Below are 13,789 nucleotides of genomic sequence, written 5' to 3'. Positions count from 1 at the left end.
TGTGTCGGGGCGCCTGCCGTGGTCATGGTGACCGAGGCTCATCGCCCGGGCCGGCGGTGGCGGCCGCGTCCCGCAGCGCGTCCAACAGGCCACGCAGGGCGGGCTGTTCGAGGGCGGTCTCCCGGACGGCGGCCGAGATCCCCCGGACCGGCTCAGGGTTGCGGACCGGGCGTACGACGACACCGGGGTGCTGGTTGCGCAGCCCGAGCCGCGGCATCAGGCCGACGCCGAGGCCGGCCGCGACGAAGCCCTGCGCGGTGGCGTAGTCCTCGCTCTGGACGACGAAGTCGGGGCTGAAGCCGGCCGCCGCGCAGGAGTCGATGACGGGTTCGAGGCAGGGACCGGGGGGCTCGCTGCCCACCCACTGCTCACCTGACAACTCGTGCAGGTCGATCGTCTTCCGGTCGGCGAGCGGGTGGCCGAGGGGCAGTACGGCCGCGTACGGGTCGTCGAGGAGGTGGACGAGCCGGAAGCCGCTGCCCGTGCGATCCCGCGCCCCGACCACCACCGCCAGGTCGGCCCGGCCTCCCGCCACCTCCTGGAACGGGTCCTGCGGGTCGGTGAGTTCGAGGTCGACGCGGACACCGGGGTGCTCGGCGCGGAGTCTGGCCAGGGCCGGCGCCACCAGCGTCGAGCCGGCCGTGGCGAAGTAGCGGACCGACAGCCGGCCGGTGCGCCCGGCGCGGAGGTCGGCGAGCGCCGTCTCCGCCTGGGCGACCGCCGCGCCGATCAGCGCCGCGTGCTCGGTGAGCAGCAGCCCGGCCGCCGTGGGGCGCACCCCGCGCCCGACCCGCTCCAGCAGCGCCGTACCGGCCTGTTTCTCCAGCGCCGCCACCTGCTGGCTGACAGCGGACGGGGTGTAGCCGAGGTGGGCCGCGGCCGCGGTGACCGTGCCACTGGTGACCACCGCGCGCAGGACCTGCAGTCGCCTCACATCAAGCATGTAGCACAGCTTAACAGTATGGGCAGAAACGTTTGCTTGTCCTCACAGTTCGGTTGCGGCACCGTCGTAGGAGTCGCGGCGAAGGCCGGAACGACCACCGGACGGGACGACGGGGATGGGGAAACGCCAATGACCGACAACAGCGGCACGCGGGCCCTGCTGGGCGGTGTGCGGGTGGCCGTGCTCGCCCTGCTGTGGGGCTCGACCTTCCTCTGGATCGAACTGGCGCTGCGCGGGCTCTCCCCGCTCCAGGTCACGTTCGCGCGGTGCGCCCTCGGCGCGGTCGTCCTCGTCGTCGCCTGCTGGGCGACGGGGCACCGGCTGCCGAGGGGCGTCACCGTCTGGCGGCACATCGTCGTCGCGGCCTTCTTCTGCAATGCCATGCCGTTCGCGTTGTTCAGCGTGGGCCAGCAGACCGTCGACTCCGGGCTGGCGGGCGTCCTGAACGCCACGACCCCGCTCTGGTCGATCGTCCTCGGTCTCGCCCTGGGCTCGGAGCGTGGCCTGCGGCCCGTACGGCTGGCGGGGCTGCTGCTCGGCTTCGCCGGCACGATCGTCATCTTCGCCCCCTGGCGGACGACCGGCGCCACCGGCTGGGGCGCCCTCGCGATCCTGGGCGCCGCCGCCAGCTACGCCGTCGCGTTCACGTACATGGGCCGCACCCTGGTCCGCAGGGGCACTCCCACGATCTCGCTCTCCGCCGCCCAGCTGGTCGCCGCGAGCGGGCTGACCGCCCTCGCGGTGCCGATCGGCGGCCTGGACGCGATCGCCCCGGGTCCGGCGGTCCTCGTCGCGGCCGTCGTCCTCGGCGTGTTCTGCACCGCGGCCACCTTCCACCTCACCTACCGGATCATCAACGACGAGGGCGCGACCAACGCCGCCGTGGTCGGCTACCTGCTGCCGGTGGTGTCCGTGCTGCTGGGGGCCGTCGTACTGGGTGAGGACCTGAGCGTCAGGGTGGTGCTGGGGATGGCGGTGGTACTGGTGGGCGTGGGGATGACCCGAAGCAAGGGGGCGCCCACGGCGCCCGCGGAAGCCGCGGCGGTCACAGAGGCCGTGCCGGCCACCGGGGAACCCGTCGGCCCCGGGCTCGCCCCGGACCTCGGCCCGGCCGACACGCGCGGGCTGGATGTCCGCCGCACCCGGTGGGGAGGCCGTAGCGGAAGTGCGTGCGCTCGCCGCGCTCAGCGGACCTGGCCTCGGGGCGTGGCGGCCCAGGAGGCGAGCAGGTGCAGGGCCTCGTCGGAGGGCGAGGCGGGTTCGGCGGTGTAGACGGTGAGGGTGAGGCCGGGTTCGGCGGTCATCTCCAGGCCCTCGTAGGCGAGGGTGAGGTCGCCGACGGCGTGGTGGTGGAAGCGTTTGGTGCCGGTGCCGTGGTGGCGGACGTTGTGGGCACCCCAGCGGGTGCGGAACTCGTCGCTGCGGGTGGACAGTTCACCCACCAGGTCGTGCAGGTCCTTGTCGTGGGGGTTGCGGCCGGCTTCGGTGCGCAGGATGGCGACGACGGTGTCGGCGGCCTGGTCCCAGTCGGGGTAGAAGCGGCGCGAGGCGGGGTCGAGGAACTGGAAGCGGGCCAGGTTGGCCTGGTTGCCGGGGGTGGCGTAGACGTCGTCGTAGAAGGCGCGGGCGAGCTGGTTGACGGCGACGATGTCCATGCGGCCGTTGCGCACGAAGGCCGGTCCTGCGGTGACGGCGTCCAGTACCCATTGCAGGCTTCGGTGGGCGGTCCAGGTCCGCGTGGTGCGGCGGCGGGGCCGGGTGAGGGCGTCGGAACCGTCGGCGGCCTGCGCCAGGTTCATGAGGTGGGCGCGTTCGGCGTCGTCGAGCCGGAGGGCACGGGCGACGGCTTCGAGAACGGCGGGGGAGGCACCGGCGAGGTTGCCGCGCTCCAGCTTGGAGTAGTACTCCACGCTCATGTCGGCCAGGGCGGCGACCTCACTCCTGCGCAGGCCGGGCACACGCCGTCGGCTGCCGGCGGGCAGGCCGGCCTGCTCGGGGCTGATCTTCGCGCGCCGCGAGGTCAGGAACTCGCGGACCTCTGCCTGGTTGTCCATGCCTTCGACGGTACGTGCTGCCCGCGTCCCCAGGGATGTACTGGCAGTACACCCATCATCTGTGCCTCGATACGGGCGCGAGATCCGGGTTACCTGGATGGCGTGGTGCTCTCCGCCCCGCCGTCACGACGGGCGCGCACCCGGCCCTGCACCCGGCGACGGCCCCGGACATCCGGTGCCGCCCGCCCCGGCACGAAAAGGAACCCCACCATGCGCGGCACAGTGATCCACGCCCCCGGTGACATCCGCTTCGAGACCCTGGACGACCCGAAGATCCTCCACCCCACCGACGCCGTCATCAGGACGGCCGTGACCTGTGTGTGCGGCTCGGACCTGTGGCCCTACCGCGGTGCCGAGCCGATCGGCGACCCGCACCCGATGGGCCACGAGTACGTCGGCTTCGTGGAGGAGGTCGGCACCGAGGTCACCTCGGTGAAGCCGGGCCAGTTCGTCGTCGGCTCCTTCGCGACCTCCGACAACACCTGCGCGAACTGCCGCAACGGCTTCCAGTCGAACTGCCTGCACCGCGAGTTCATGTCGACCTGCCAGGCCGACTACGTGCGCATCCCCCATGCCCAGGGCACCCTGGTCGCCACCGACGAGGTGCCGGACGAGGAGCTGTGGCCCGGTCTGCTGGCCGTGTCCGACGTGATGGGCACCGGCTGGTGGGCCGCCGACGCCGCCGAGGTGAAGCCCGGTTCGACGGCCGTGGTCGTGGGTGACGGCGCGGTCGGACTGTGCGGAGTGATCGCCGCGAAGGAGATGGGCGCGGAGCGGATCGTCGTCATGTCCCGGCACGAACCCCGGCAGCGACTCGCCCGTGCGTTCGGCGCCACCGACATCGTCACCGAGCGCGGCGACGAGGGTGTCGCCCGGATCAAGGAACTGACCGGTGGGATCGGCGCGGACAGCGTGCTGGAGTGCGTGGGCACCGCCGAGGCCATGCGGCAGGCCCTGCACTCCGCGCGGCCCGGCGGCAACGTGGGCTTCGTCGGCGTCCCCCACGAGGTCGCCATCGACGGGCAGGAGCTGTTCTTCTCCCACGTCGGCCTGCGCGGCGGCCCCGCCCCCGTACGCCGCTACCTCCCCGACCTGATCGACCGCGTCCTCACCCGCCGGATCGACCCGGGCCAGGTCTTCGACCTCACCCTGCCCCTGGAGCAGGTCGCCGAGGGCTACCGGGCGATGGACGAGCGCCGCGCCGTCAAGACCCTCCTCAAGCCCTGACCCGCCCCCGCCCGCCTGAAGGAACACCCGTGCAGATCACCCGCAGTTCGATCGACACCGTCAGGGGCCCGGCCGACTGGTTCACCGGCGACGTCTGGATCGACCCTGTCGCCGCGGCCCCCGCCCCGTCCCGGGTCACCGCCTCCCTGGTCCACTTCATGCCCGGCGCCCGCACCCACTGGCACCGCCACCCGCTCGGCCAGACCGTCTTCGTCACCGAGGGGGTCGGCCTGTGCCAGCGCCGGGGCGGCCCGGTGGAGGTGATCCGGCCCGGTGACCGCGTCCTGTTCGAGGCCGACGAGGAGCACTGGCACGGCGCCGCCCCGAACCGGCTGATGGTCCACGTGGCCATCAACGAGGGCGACCACGACCACGCCGTCGTGCACTGGCTGGCCCCCGTCACCGACGAGGAGTACCACGCCACCCCGGCCACCGCCTGACCGAGGAAGGAACCCCGCGCTCGCCGCGGAGGTCGCCTGAGCGGGGACGCTCCGCGGCACCCTCGCGCCGGAGGACAGCCACGTCGCCCAGCGGATCGTCCCCGGCGCGAGCCCGCCCGGACGCCGCGCACCCCGGCCCCGACGCGCGCACTGCGCAGAGCCCCGTCTCCTGCCCCCCTGTCCCGGGCACCTGCCCGCATGCCCGAGTGAGACCCGCATGTCCGAGTGAGAGAAGAGAGAAGTACCTGTATGGCCTCCGCAGCCGCCACCCGAAAGGGCAAGCTGCCCGTCATCGTGTGGGTGCTCGCCGCCGGCACGTTCCTGATGGGCACCACCGAGTTCGTCATCGCCGGACTCCTCCCGGGGATCGCCGACGACCTCGGCACCAGCGTCTCCCACGCCGGCCTGCTGATCACCGCCTTCGCCCTCGGCATGATCGTCGGCGGTCCGGCCATGGCCCTGGCCACCCTGCGCCTGCCCCGCCGGGTGACCCTCGCCACCGCCCTGGCCGTCTTCGCTCTCGGGCACGTCGCCGCCGCGCTCAGCTCCTCCTTCATCGTCGTCCTGGCCGCCCGGGTGGTGACCGCGCTGGCCACCGGCACGTTCTGGGCCGTGGGCTTCGTCATCGTCACCGCTGCCGCGGGCCCCGCGCGGGCCACCCGTGCCGTCGGCGTCATGATGGGCGGCCTGACCCTGGCCAACGTCGTCGGCGTGCCGATCGGCTCCTTCGTCGGCCACTACACCGGCTGGCGCGGCCCCTTCTGGGCCCTGGGGGCCCTCGCGGCGCTCGCAGCCGTGTTCGTCGGCCGGTTCGTCCCCGCCACACGGCGGCGAACCGAGGTGTCGGTACGGGCCGAGGTGCGCGTCCTGCGCCAGGGGCGGCTGTGGCTGGCACTGTCCGCCGCCGTCCTGATCATGGGCGGCGTCCTGGCCACCTACACCTACATCACCCCGCTGCTGACCGACCGCGCCGGCATCCCCGGCGCAGCGGTCCCCCTGGTTCTGATCGTCTTCGGGCTCGGCGCCCTGGGCGGCACCGCCATCGGCGGCCGGCTCGGTGACCGCCACCCCATGACCACCACCATCACCGCCGCCGCGGTCACCGCGCTGGCCCTGTTCCTGCTGGTCCCGCTGTCGACCGGCCCCGTCACCGCCGTCGCCCTGATCTTCCTCATGGCCCTGGCCGGGTTCACCGTCAACCCCGTCATCACCTCGCTCGCCGTCCGCTTCGCCGACGACGCCCCCACCCTGGCCTCGGCGCTGAGCACCTCCGCCTACAACACCGGCATCGCCGCCGGCTCCGCGCTCGCCGGAGCCGCGCTCGACACCTCGCTCGGGCTGACCGGACCGGCCCTGGTCGGCGCCGTCTTCACCGCCCTCACCCTCCTGCCGCTCGTCGCCCTCGCCTGCACCGGCAGCCGCCGACAGGCCCGGATCGTCGCCCGTCACGACGGCCCGGCCCGTACCCACGACCACGACGACGACCACGACCACGACCACGACCACGACCACGACAAGGCGACACCGTCCGCCGGCCACTGACGCACACCAGCCTCCGCCCGTGTCCCCAGGGGAGGACGACGACACGAACCCCACCTCCGACGGCTGCGCCTGTCGCCAGCGCCCCGGCAGCCATTCGGCGCCGCCGACGCCGACGAGCCGCCACGTACAGGGCGGCACCCGGGTCGCCGCCCACGACCTGGTGCCCCGCCTCGACGGCGAGCCGCGCGAGGGTACCGCGGGCCCGTTGCGATTCGGGTCCCTGCCGTCAGCCGGCGGCGAAGTAATGGCCGTTGTCCAAATCGGCGAGCAGGCCCGGCTGAGCGGGTTCCCAGCCGAGGGTCCGGCGGGTGACGAGGTTGGACGCCGGGTAGCTCTGCGTGACTATGTGCGCGAGGAACCCGAAGTATCCCGGCACCATCAGTACGTCCGCGGGAACGCTTACGGTGGGCAGGCCCAGCCGGCTGCCAATGGCCTCGGCGATCTCGCGGAACGGAATGCCTCCGTCCCCAACTGCGTGCCAGTAATTGCCGGCCGGCCCCTTCTCCAGCGCCAAGCGGAACAAGGAGGCGACATCGCGGACGTGCACGGCGTTCCACAGGTTCGCGCCGTCTCCGGGGTATCCGACGAAACCCTTCTCCTTCGCGAGCGCGATCAGTGTGGGGAGGAAGCCGGTCCGATCGGTCGTGCTGTGCGCGATGTTGGCGATCCGCACGACCGAAGACCGCACTCCCTGCTCGGCGAGGCCGATGACGGCGGCCTCCACGACGTTACGGACCCGCAGGGTGCCCTTGTACTCATCGCCGCCGGGAAGGGCCGGGTCCTCCTCGGTGGCGGGCCGGCCCAGATTCCCTGGCGAGCCTATGCTCCCTGCCGCGACCAGCGGCTTTCCGGTTCCCGCCAGTGCCTCGCCGTACGCGAGCATGATCGGGAGCTCCGCGGCGGCCACGGCGTCGATCCCGCCGGACGGAAGCAGGTCCTGCCGGTGCGCGACATGGATGACGCCGTCGGAGTCCGCGGCCGCCTCCTTGAGCCCGTCGAGGTCCTCGAGGTCGCCGCGACGCACCTTCGCGCCGAGCGCGGACACAGCCGCCGCGGCCGTGTCCGACCGGGCCAGGCCGGTGACCTCATGTCCGGCGGCAATGAGCTCGGGGATGATGTACGAACCGGAATGGCCGGTCCCGCCAGTGACGAAAACGCGCATGTGACTGTTCCTGGTGAGAGTGGGTGGAGGGGCTGCTTCTCCGCGTGCCGCAGATCCACTGGCGTGGTGCGGCGTGGGAAACGGTGGTGCGTGCGCTCAGCCGGTGAATTCGTCGACGCCGAGGGCGAAGTCCCTGTGGCCAACCCCGTTACCGGCGAGGCCCACCGTGACCAAGCCCATTCCTTCCAGCCAGTGCGCCATTTTCAGACCGCCGACATCCAGCGGGCGCAGACCGAGGCTCTTGACGAATGCCGCCACGCCCGCCTTGGCCTGCGCATTGTCGCCGGCGATGAAGACATGGGGCCGGCCCTTCTCCAGGACACTGCGGAAGATGGTGTTGAACGCCTTCACCACGGTGGCGTCGGCCGGGGCGACCTTGGCGACTTCCTGCGCGATCGAGGTCTCCTCGTTGTGGGCCAGTCCGTCGAACGTGGCGTTGAACGGGTTGCTGATGTCGACGATGACCTTGCCGGCGAGGGCGTCTGCGTACTCGGCGACGACCGGAACGACACCGTCGTACAGCAGGGCCGTGATGACGATGTCCCCGGTCGGGACGGCGCCCCACTGGCCCGTCGTAGCACCGCCGCCCAGAGCCTTGGCCAGGTCATCGGCCTTGGACCGATCGCGTCCCATTACCTCGACGGTGTTGTCGCCCGCCACGGCGAGCGTGCCGATGGTGCGGGCCATGTTCCCCGTACCGATGAGGGTGATGCTGCTCATGAGGTGAGCTCTCTTCCTGTTCTCAAGGTGTCGTTCTGTCTCGCTCGTGCAGGGTCAGGCGCAGGGCATCGGTCGCGAGGTTCACGAGCCGACTGCCGTGCCTTTCCCGGCACCTCCGGCTCGCCGACGCGAATTCGGCGCGTGGCGGATGTCCGCGTTCGAGATCAGTTCGTTGTGGCGACCGGGTTGTTGCGGGGTCTGCCCGCGGTATTTCCGGTGTGTGGATCAGATGGCGGTGGTACCGCCGTCGGCGACCAGCTCCAGGCCGTTGACGTAGCTGGAGTCGTCGGAGGCGAGGAACAGGGCGACGGTCGCGATTTCACCGGGGCGGCCCATCTTTCCGCGCGGGATGAGGGACTCGAATGCGGCCTTGGTCGCCTCGTCGAACAGTTCTTCCTGTTTGGCGGTGGCGACCTGACCGGGGGTCAGGACGTTGACCCGGATCTTGCGATCGCGCAGTTCGTTGAGCCAGACGCGGGCCCAGGCCTGCTGGACGGCTTTGCTTCCCGCGTAGAGGCTCCAGCCGGGGAAGGCGCCGAGTGAGGCGTTGGATCCGGTCATAAGAATTGAGCCGTTGTCGTTGATCAGCGGCAGTGCCTTCTGCACGGTGAACAGGGTCCCGCGCGCGTTGAGCCAGAAGGCGCGGTGGAACTGTTCCTCGGTGATCTCGCCGAGGACGGCGGGTTCACCGGTCCCGGCACTGGCCCACAGCACGTCGATCGAGCCCTTTTCCCGCTTGACGGTGTCGTACAGGCGGTCCAGGTCGTCCAGTTCGGCCGCGTCACCCTGGACGGCGGTGACGTTGCGGCCGATCAGCTTGACGGCGTCATCCAGTGCTTCCTGCCGCCGGGCCTGGATGAAGACGTGCGCTCCTTCCTCGACAAACAGTTTGGCTCCGGCCAGTGCCATACCGGTGGAGCCGCCGGTGATCACCGCTACCTTGCCATCGAGCTTTCCCACGACCACTCCGCTGAATTAGCTGAACTAATGGATTTCTGAAACACCGCGCACATTCCGGGTCTGGGCCCTGCCATCAAGCCCAGATGCCGAATTCTTGCCCCGAGTTCCCTTCGGCCCTAATGGGTGCCTATTCAGGTTCCCATCGGCCTGAGCGGGTGTCCAAGACCTCTTTTAGCGGTGGTGATACCCTGAAGGCATCACCGGACCGGGAGACTTCATGGATCTGGACCTACGGAAATTGCGTTACTTCGCCGCCGTGGCCGACCAGTTGCACTTCGGCCGGGCCGCCGATGAGCTGCATATCGCGCAGCCGGTGCTCAGCCGGCAGATCCGTGCGCTCGAGCAGGATCTCGGCGCCTCGCTGTTCACCAGAGACCGTCACGGCGTGGCGCTGACCGACGCGGGCCGACAACTGTTGGCCGACGCCGGTCCGCTGCTCGCCTCCGCGCGCGCGGTTCGCCGCCGGGTGTCCGTGGCCGCCCGTGGCAGTCGGCGGCTGACGGTCGGTTTCCGGGCCGGCATCCCGGTCAGCCCGGCGGCACGGGCGTTCGGGGCCCGGCACCCGGACGTGGTCGTGGACGTGCAGCGGATCGAAGGGGACGACCAGGCCCCGATGCTGCTCGACGGCCGCATCGACGTCGGCTATGTGCGGCTGCCCATCGACGAGGCCGGCCTGCGTGTCACCCCGCTGTACACCGAGCCGTGGATGACTGTGCTGCCCGCCGGCCACCGGTTGGCCGGCAAGGCGGAGGTCACCGAGGCCGACCTGGCCGGCGAACCGCTGCTCTGGCATGCCGACCCGAGCACGCAGCCCACCAGCCGCCCGCACCCCAACGCCGGGTACCTGGTGCGCGGGGTGGACGAGACGCTCGAACATGTCGCGGCCGGCCGGGGCATCTCGTTCCTGGCCCGTTCGGCGTCCGTGTTCTACTCACATCCGAACGTCGTCTATGTGCCCATCCCGGATCTCGCGCCCGACCAGGTGTGCCTCGCGGTGGCGGCATCGCATACCTCGCCAGTGGTCGATGACTTCATCACCGCCGCTCAGGAGACGGCCGAGATCACGGCAGAATGTGGGAACCACGAAATGTGGCAGCTCGGCAGCGATGCCGTTTCACAGCACGGTTGAGCGGTCCGACTGACAACAACAGCACCTGGCGGATACCTGGCCGCCGGGCGAGCGGATCAGGATGCTGCGGCCCCCGTCGGCGCACCTGGTACGCGGTCGGGCCTGGCTGAAGCACCAGACTCTGCCGATCGACGAGCGGCAGACCGTGGCTGCCCTTTTGCGTCAGCTCGCTTTCTACGGTGCCGTAATCGCCGAGGCGGAACGGCGGCCGGCCGCCGAGGCGTCAGACCCCCCAGTCGTGCGGCGCCTGATGACCGTGTAGATGCGCTGGACGGGGTATTCGCCGCCGGAGGCGACGATCCGGTCGATCACGCCAAGGTCCTCGAAGACCTCCTGACTGCGGGGTTGGATGCCCTTGCCGCGGGAGCCGACGAACGGATGGGGCGCCTTGTCGATCAGCAGAAAGGCGATGTTCCGGCGGGCGAGGTCGAGGGCCAGGGTCAACCCTGCCGCGCCCGTCCCGCAGATGATCACATCCGTGTCGGTGGTGTGTGACATAGCACTGTGCCTCCTTCGGTAAGTCCAGTACGGGCTGCACGACGGTCCCGTCGGGTTCAGGGCACCAGGACGGTGCGCGTGCCCGGGACCTCGGGTGCACTCCACGCGGTTTCGATGTCGGCGAGGGGTACGGCCTTGGCGGTGACCGTGAGGCCTCCGGCCTCGATCTCGTCGACGAGGGAGGGCAGTTCCTCCAGGTAGGTCCTGGTCGACACGGCACCCTGGCCGTTGCCCTGGAGGCGGAAGTTCGCGGAGCGCAGCGCGACCGACGGGAGTTCGACGGTGGGGCCGGCCATGGCACCGATCTGGATCCAGTTCAGGGCACGGCCGCGGTCGGCGCGGGCCCGCAGCAGTGCCATGATCGCGTCACCGGCAGGCTTGCCCCACAGGTAGTCGATGACCAGGTCGACCTCGGCGGCCTCCCCGGCCAGGGCCGCGGCGGTGGCGTCGGCGTCGCCGGTGAGCGTGACGGTCGCATCGGCGCCGAGCCCGGGCAGGGCCGCCAGGCGGGCCTGGTCACGGCCGGCGCCGACGACCCGGCCGGCGCCGAGGCGCTTCGCGACCTGTACGGCCATCTGGCCGGCGTTGCCGGTGGCGCCGAGGATCAGCACCGACTGCCCGGCCTCGATCGGGACACGGCGGCGCAGCGCCACCCAGGACGACATGGCCGGGTTCATCGCCGCGGCGATCTTCACCACGTCGGCGCCGTCGGGCAGCGGGATGCTGCGGCGACTGTCGATGACGGTCCGGGTGGCCATCGGGCCGACGAGGTCGTCATCGGCGACGAAGTACACCAACCGGCCGTCCTCGCGCCGGCCGACCCCGTCGACACCGGGCACCATCGGCAGCTTCCCGGTGCTGGTGTAGTGGCTGCCCGACGCACCGGTACGTACGCGGGGGTGCAGGCCCACCGCAAGGACGTCGACGAGCACCTGGTCCTCGCCGGTCGGGGCGGGCAGGTCGAAGGGCTCGTAGCGGGGCGGGTCGTCGAACGAACTGACGACGGCGGCATGGATGTCCACGGGAACCTCCAGATTTGGTACGCGACACAAAGGTTTTAATACGTGACACAAATTAAATTAGTAGGTGCCGCGTACCTTTGCAAGTAGGATCGGGACATGAGCTCATCCCCCGACATGCCGCCCCCGCCCGGGCCGTCATCCGCGGACGAGGACTTCGGACTGGTCGACGCCCTGGCCCAACTGTCGTTCCTGGTACAGAACGGCCTGGCCGAGATCGCGGGGCAGTACGACCTGTCGATCACCCAGACACGGCTGCTCGGGATACTTCGGGACCGGGAGCCGACGATGAACCAGCTCGGCCGCCACCTCGGCCTCGACAAGTCCTCCATCACGGGCCTGGTCGACCGTGCGCAGCGCCGGGGCCTGGTCACCCGCGCCGTCAGCGCCGTCGACCGGCGCTCGTACCAGGTGTCGATCACCGACGCCGGCCGTCAGCTCGTCGAACAGGTCGCCACGCAGTTCGCCGGACAGATCGAGAGGTGTGTCGAGCCACTGCCCGAAACCGACAGGAAGCGGCTGTCACAGCTGGCGACCCGGATCGTGACCGCGGACGCCCAGGCCCGCGGCATCGACCTGCACCACACCCCGCACTGACCCGTCAGACGGGCCCACGCGGCACCGTCACCACGTGCTTGCCCACGGCACCGCCGCGCTCGAACGCCCGGTGCGCCGCGGCGATGTCCGCGAGCGGGTACACCCTGTCGATCACCGGGCGCCGCGCACCCGACGTGACATGGCCGGCCACATGGCGCAGCACGGCCTTGTCGGGGTTGGCGCTGAAGGTGCGGACAAGGCGCGAGCCATGCCCGCTCGACGCGGCGATCGCGGCCAGAGCCGAAGCGGACGGTCCGACGGCGACCATCCGGCCACCCTCGGCCAACCGGCTCCGGTAGCAGTGCAGTTCCGAGCCGACAGTGTCGACGATGACGTCGAACGGGCCGATCAGGTCCGAGGTGGTGGAGCGGTGGTCCAGGACCTCCTCGGCGCCGAGGTCGCGTGCGTCTCACGAGCGGGGAACGGGTGCTCGTGCGGGGCGCGGCCGGAGGCGTCGGCACGGCCGCCGTGCAGTCAGCGCACGCCATGGGCAGCCATGTGACCGCGCTGGGCCGCGACCGCCATGCGGAGTTCCTCATCGGCTACGGACACTGGTCGCCGCCGATCCCGGCCACCCGCGCGCCGTGGAACTGGTGGGTGCACTTGCCCGCAGCGACGAGTTCCCGGCCCTGTGGGCCCTCCACGACGTGGCGGAACCGACCCGCGGCCAGATGCTCCTCAACCACCCCCAGGTCGGCGAGCTGCCCCTCGACTGGGACGCCTACCCGATACCGGACGACCCCGACCCTGCGCTCATGGTCTGCACCGCCGCCGACGGCAGCCCCGACGCCGAACGACTCCGACGCCTCACAGATCGGCCCAGCACCCTGACAGCGCCGTACTGACCAATTGTGTCCATCGCCGCGGCACCCAGACCGTGCGGCAGGGTCGCCGCGCGATGTGCCGGCACCCCGGGCGGCGGAGGACACGATGGCCTGGGAGATGCTCCCGTCCTCACACCAGGATCGGGTCGCGTCAAGCGGCCGATACGTGTCGGCGGCGGATGGTGAGGCGGAAGCGGCGGGCAGCCCTGGAACGGGTTGTTGCCCACTCCGACCGAAGTCCTCGCCACTGATGATCGGACACCGCCGACCGCTCGCCGTCTGGCCAACCGAGCCGTAAGGAACTACGCAAGAGGGCTGCGTGATCGCTGCTTCCTTGCCCTTCAGCCTGGACATGACCCCGTCGTCCCGGCCCCTGTCCGGCCCCTCGATCCTGGAATCGAGCCTCAGGTCAGTTGCCCGAACGGCGAGCGACAACCCGGATCAGCTACTCCGCCGCAGGTCAGAGAGGTTCGAACACCCTCCAGCGTCGCACGACTCCAAACCCACGAGCAGCGGATTCAGTCCGTTCAGGCGAAGTTGACGAACCAACAGCCCAAAATGAATGTTTCCACAGGTCAGGGACCTGCTCAGGTGGGGCGGGTGGGACTCGAACCCACGGCCGACGGATTATGAGTCCGCTGCTCTAACCGGCTGAGCTACCGCCCCATAGCGGC

The 13,789-nt window shown here is 70.8% G+C and carries 15 protein-coding genes and 1 tRNA gene; 7 read left to right on the top strand and 9 right to left on the bottom strand.

The features are described 5' to 3' along the window. Positions 1-22: 22 nt before the first annotated feature. Positions 23-943: a LysR family transcriptional regulator gene (locus ACZ3KP_RS25850; RefSeq protein WP_467501983.1), complete on the bottom strand. Its 921-nt coding sequence runs from the start codon at positions 941-943 to the stop codon at positions 23-25. A 129-nt stretch (positions 944-1,072) separates the two neighbouring features. On the opposite strand from ACZ3KP_RS25850, the gene ACZ3KP_RS25845 reads away from it, so the two are divergent. Then, the gene (locus ACZ3KP_RS25845; RefSeq protein WP_467501981.1) at positions 1,073-2,215 is read left to right on the top strand and encodes a DMT family transporter; all 1,143 of its coding nucleotides are present in this window, start codon (positions 1,073-1,075) and stop codon (positions 2,213-2,215) included. Here ACZ3KP_RS25845 and ACZ3KP_RS25840 read toward each other — a convergent pair. After that, complete coding sequence (locus ACZ3KP_RS25840) at positions 2,128-2,997, bottom strand: helix-turn-helix transcriptional regulator (protein WP_467501979.1); 870 nt, start codon at positions 2,995-2,997, stop codon at positions 2,128-2,130. The two genes, ACZ3KP_RS25845 and ACZ3KP_RS25840, sit on opposite strands and share 88 nt — an antisense overlap. Before the next feature lie 210 nt (positions 2,998-3,207). On the opposite strand from ACZ3KP_RS25840, the gene ACZ3KP_RS25835 reads away from it, so the two are divergent. The 3 genes from ACZ3KP_RS25835 (at position 3,208) to ACZ3KP_RS25825 (ending at position 6,206) form a co-directional block, all read left to right on the top strand. Further along, positions 3,208-4,224 carry a zinc-dependent alcohol dehydrogenase family protein gene (locus ACZ3KP_RS25835; protein WP_467501977.1) on the top strand — a complete coding sequence of 339 codons (1,017 nt, stop codon included), beginning with the start codon at positions 3,208-3,210 and terminating at the stop codon, positions 4,222-4,224. Between the two features lie 29 nt (positions 4,225-4,253). After that, a complete protein-coding gene (locus ACZ3KP_RS25830) occupies positions 4,254-4,664 on the top strand; it encodes a (R)-mandelonitrile lyase (RefSeq protein ID WP_358971008.1) in 411 nt (136 codons plus the stop codon). Positions 4,665-4,913: 249 nt separating this feature from the next. Further along, positions 4,914-6,206: an MFS transporter gene (locus tag ACZ3KP_RS25825; protein ID WP_467501974.1), complete on the top strand. Its 1,293-nt coding sequence runs from the start codon at positions 4,914-4,916 to the stop codon at positions 6,204-6,206. Positions 6,207-6,432: 226 nt separating this feature from the next. Here ACZ3KP_RS25825 and ACZ3KP_RS25820 read toward each other — a convergent pair whose 3' ends face one another. The 3 genes from ACZ3KP_RS25820 to ACZ3KP_RS25810 form a co-directional block, all read right to left on the bottom strand. After that, positions 6,433-7,368 carry an SDR family oxidoreductase gene (locus ACZ3KP_RS25820; protein WP_467501972.1) on the bottom strand — a complete coding sequence of 312 codons (936 nt, stop codon included), beginning with the start codon at positions 7,366-7,368 and terminating at the stop codon, positions 6,433-6,435. 96 nt (positions 7,369-7,464) lie between these two features. Next, positions 7,465-8,088 carry an NADPH-dependent F420 reductase gene (locus ACZ3KP_RS25815; protein ID WP_467501970.1) on the bottom strand — a complete coding sequence of 208 codons (624 nt, stop codon included), beginning with the start codon at positions 8,086-8,088 and terminating at the stop codon, positions 7,465-7,467. Positions 8,089-8,313: 225 nt separating this feature from the next. Next, positions 8,314-9,048: an SDR family NAD(P)-dependent oxidoreductase gene (locus ACZ3KP_RS25810; RefSeq protein WP_467501968.1), complete on the bottom strand. Its 735-nt coding sequence runs from the start codon at positions 9,046-9,048 to the stop codon at positions 8,314-8,316. Positions 9,049-9,265: 217 nt separating this feature from the next. Here ACZ3KP_RS25810 and ACZ3KP_RS25805 point away from each other — a divergent pair, with 217 nt between their 5' ends. Beyond that, on the top strand, positions 9,266-10,177 hold the full coding sequence (locus tag ACZ3KP_RS25805; protein WP_467501966.1) for a LysR family transcriptional regulator: 912 nt from the start codon (positions 9,266-9,268) through the stop codon (positions 10,175-10,177). Between the two features lie 174 nt (positions 10,178-10,351). On the opposite strand, the gene ACZ3KP_RS25800 is transcribed toward ACZ3KP_RS25805, so the two are convergent. Together ACZ3KP_RS25800 and ACZ3KP_RS25795 are read right to left on the bottom strand one after the other, a co-directional pair. Continuing rightward, entirely contained in the window at positions 10,352-10,675 is a 324-nt protein-coding gene (locus ACZ3KP_RS25800; protein WP_467501964.1) for an FAD-dependent monooxygenase, read from the bottom strand. Between the two features lie 56 nt (positions 10,676-10,731). Beyond that, positions 10,732-11,697, bottom strand: coding sequence for a quinone oxidoreductase family protein (locus ACZ3KP_RS25795; protein WP_467501962.1), 966 nt, complete (start codon positions 11,695-11,697; stop codon positions 10,732-10,734). Positions 11,698-11,793: 96 nt separating this feature from the next. On the opposite strand from ACZ3KP_RS25795, the gene ACZ3KP_RS25790 reads away from it, so the two are divergent. Next, positions 11,794-12,291 carry a MarR family winged helix-turn-helix transcriptional regulator gene (locus ACZ3KP_RS25790; protein ID WP_467501960.1) on the top strand — a complete coding sequence of 166 codons (498 nt, stop codon included), beginning with the start codon at positions 11,794-11,796 and terminating at the stop codon, positions 12,289-12,291. A gap of 4 nt (positions 12,292-12,295) precedes the next feature. Here ACZ3KP_RS25790 and ACZ3KP_RS25785 read toward each other — a convergent pair whose 3' ends face one another. After that, on the bottom strand, positions 12,296-12,640 hold the full coding sequence (locus ACZ3KP_RS25785; protein ID WP_467502030.1) for a zinc-binding dehydrogenase: 345 nt from the start codon (positions 12,638-12,640) through the stop codon (positions 12,296-12,298). A gap of 244 nt (positions 12,641-12,884) precedes the next feature. Here ACZ3KP_RS25785 and ACZ3KP_RS25780 point away from each other — a divergent pair, with 244 nt between their 5' ends. Beyond that, the gene (locus tag ACZ3KP_RS25780; protein WP_467501958.1) at positions 12,885-13,136 is read left to right on the top strand and encodes an MmyB family transcriptional regulator; all 252 of its coding nucleotides are present in this window, start codon (positions 12,885-12,887) and stop codon (positions 13,134-13,136) included. 571 nt (positions 13,137-13,707) lie between these two features. Here ACZ3KP_RS25780 and ACZ3KP_RS25775 read toward each other — a convergent pair. Continuing rightward, positions 13,708-13,781: transfer RNA gene (locus tag ACZ3KP_RS25775), tRNA-Ile, on the bottom strand. Positions 13,782-13,789 lie beyond the last annotated feature (8 nt).

Source organism: Streptomyces sp. NPDC020958 (genome assembly GCF_055562175.1).
This window is presented reverse-complemented; position numbering and strand designations above follow the sequence as displayed.

Excerpts from the sequence above, each read along its gene's own strand:
- ACZ3KP_RS25825 (WP_467501974.1), top strand. The coding sequence starts at position 4,914 with ATGGCCTCCGCAGCCGCCACCCGAAAGGGCAAGCTGCCCGTCATCGTG.
- ACZ3KP_RS25850 (WP_467501983.1), bottom strand. The coding sequence starts at position 943 with ATGCTTGATGTGAGGCGACTGCAGGTCCTGCGCGCGGTGGTCACCAGT.
- ACZ3KP_RS25790 (WP_467501960.1), top strand. The coding sequence starts at position 11,794 with ATGAGCTCATCCCCCGACATGCCGCCCCCGCCCGGGCCGTCATCCGCG.
- ACZ3KP_RS25845 (WP_467501981.1), top strand. The coding sequence starts at position 1,073 with ATGACCGACAACAGCGGCACGCGGGCCCTGCTGGGCGGTGTGCGGGTG.
- ACZ3KP_RS25800 (WP_467501964.1), bottom strand. The coding sequence starts at position 10,675 with ATGTCACACACCACCGACACGGATGTGATCATCTGCGGGACGGGCGCG.
- ACZ3KP_RS25820 (WP_467501972.1), bottom strand. The coding sequence starts at position 7,368 with ATGCGCGTTTTCGTCACTGGCGGGACCGGCCATTCCGGTTCGTACATC.
- ACZ3KP_RS25840 (WP_467501979.1), bottom strand. The coding sequence starts at position 2,997 with ATGGACAACCAGGCAGAGGTCCGCGAGTTCCTGACCTCGCGGCGCGCG.
- ACZ3KP_RS25815 (WP_467501970.1), bottom strand. The coding sequence starts at position 8,088 with ATGAGCAGCATCACCCTCATCGGTACGGGGAACATGGCCCGCACCATC.
- ACZ3KP_RS25835 (WP_467501977.1), top strand. The coding sequence starts at position 3,208 with ATGCGCGGCACAGTGATCCACGCCCCCGGTGACATCCGCTTCGAGACC.
- ACZ3KP_RS25805 (WP_467501966.1), top strand. The coding sequence starts at position 9,266 with ATGGATCTGGACCTACGGAAATTGCGTTACTTCGCCGCCGTGGCCGAC.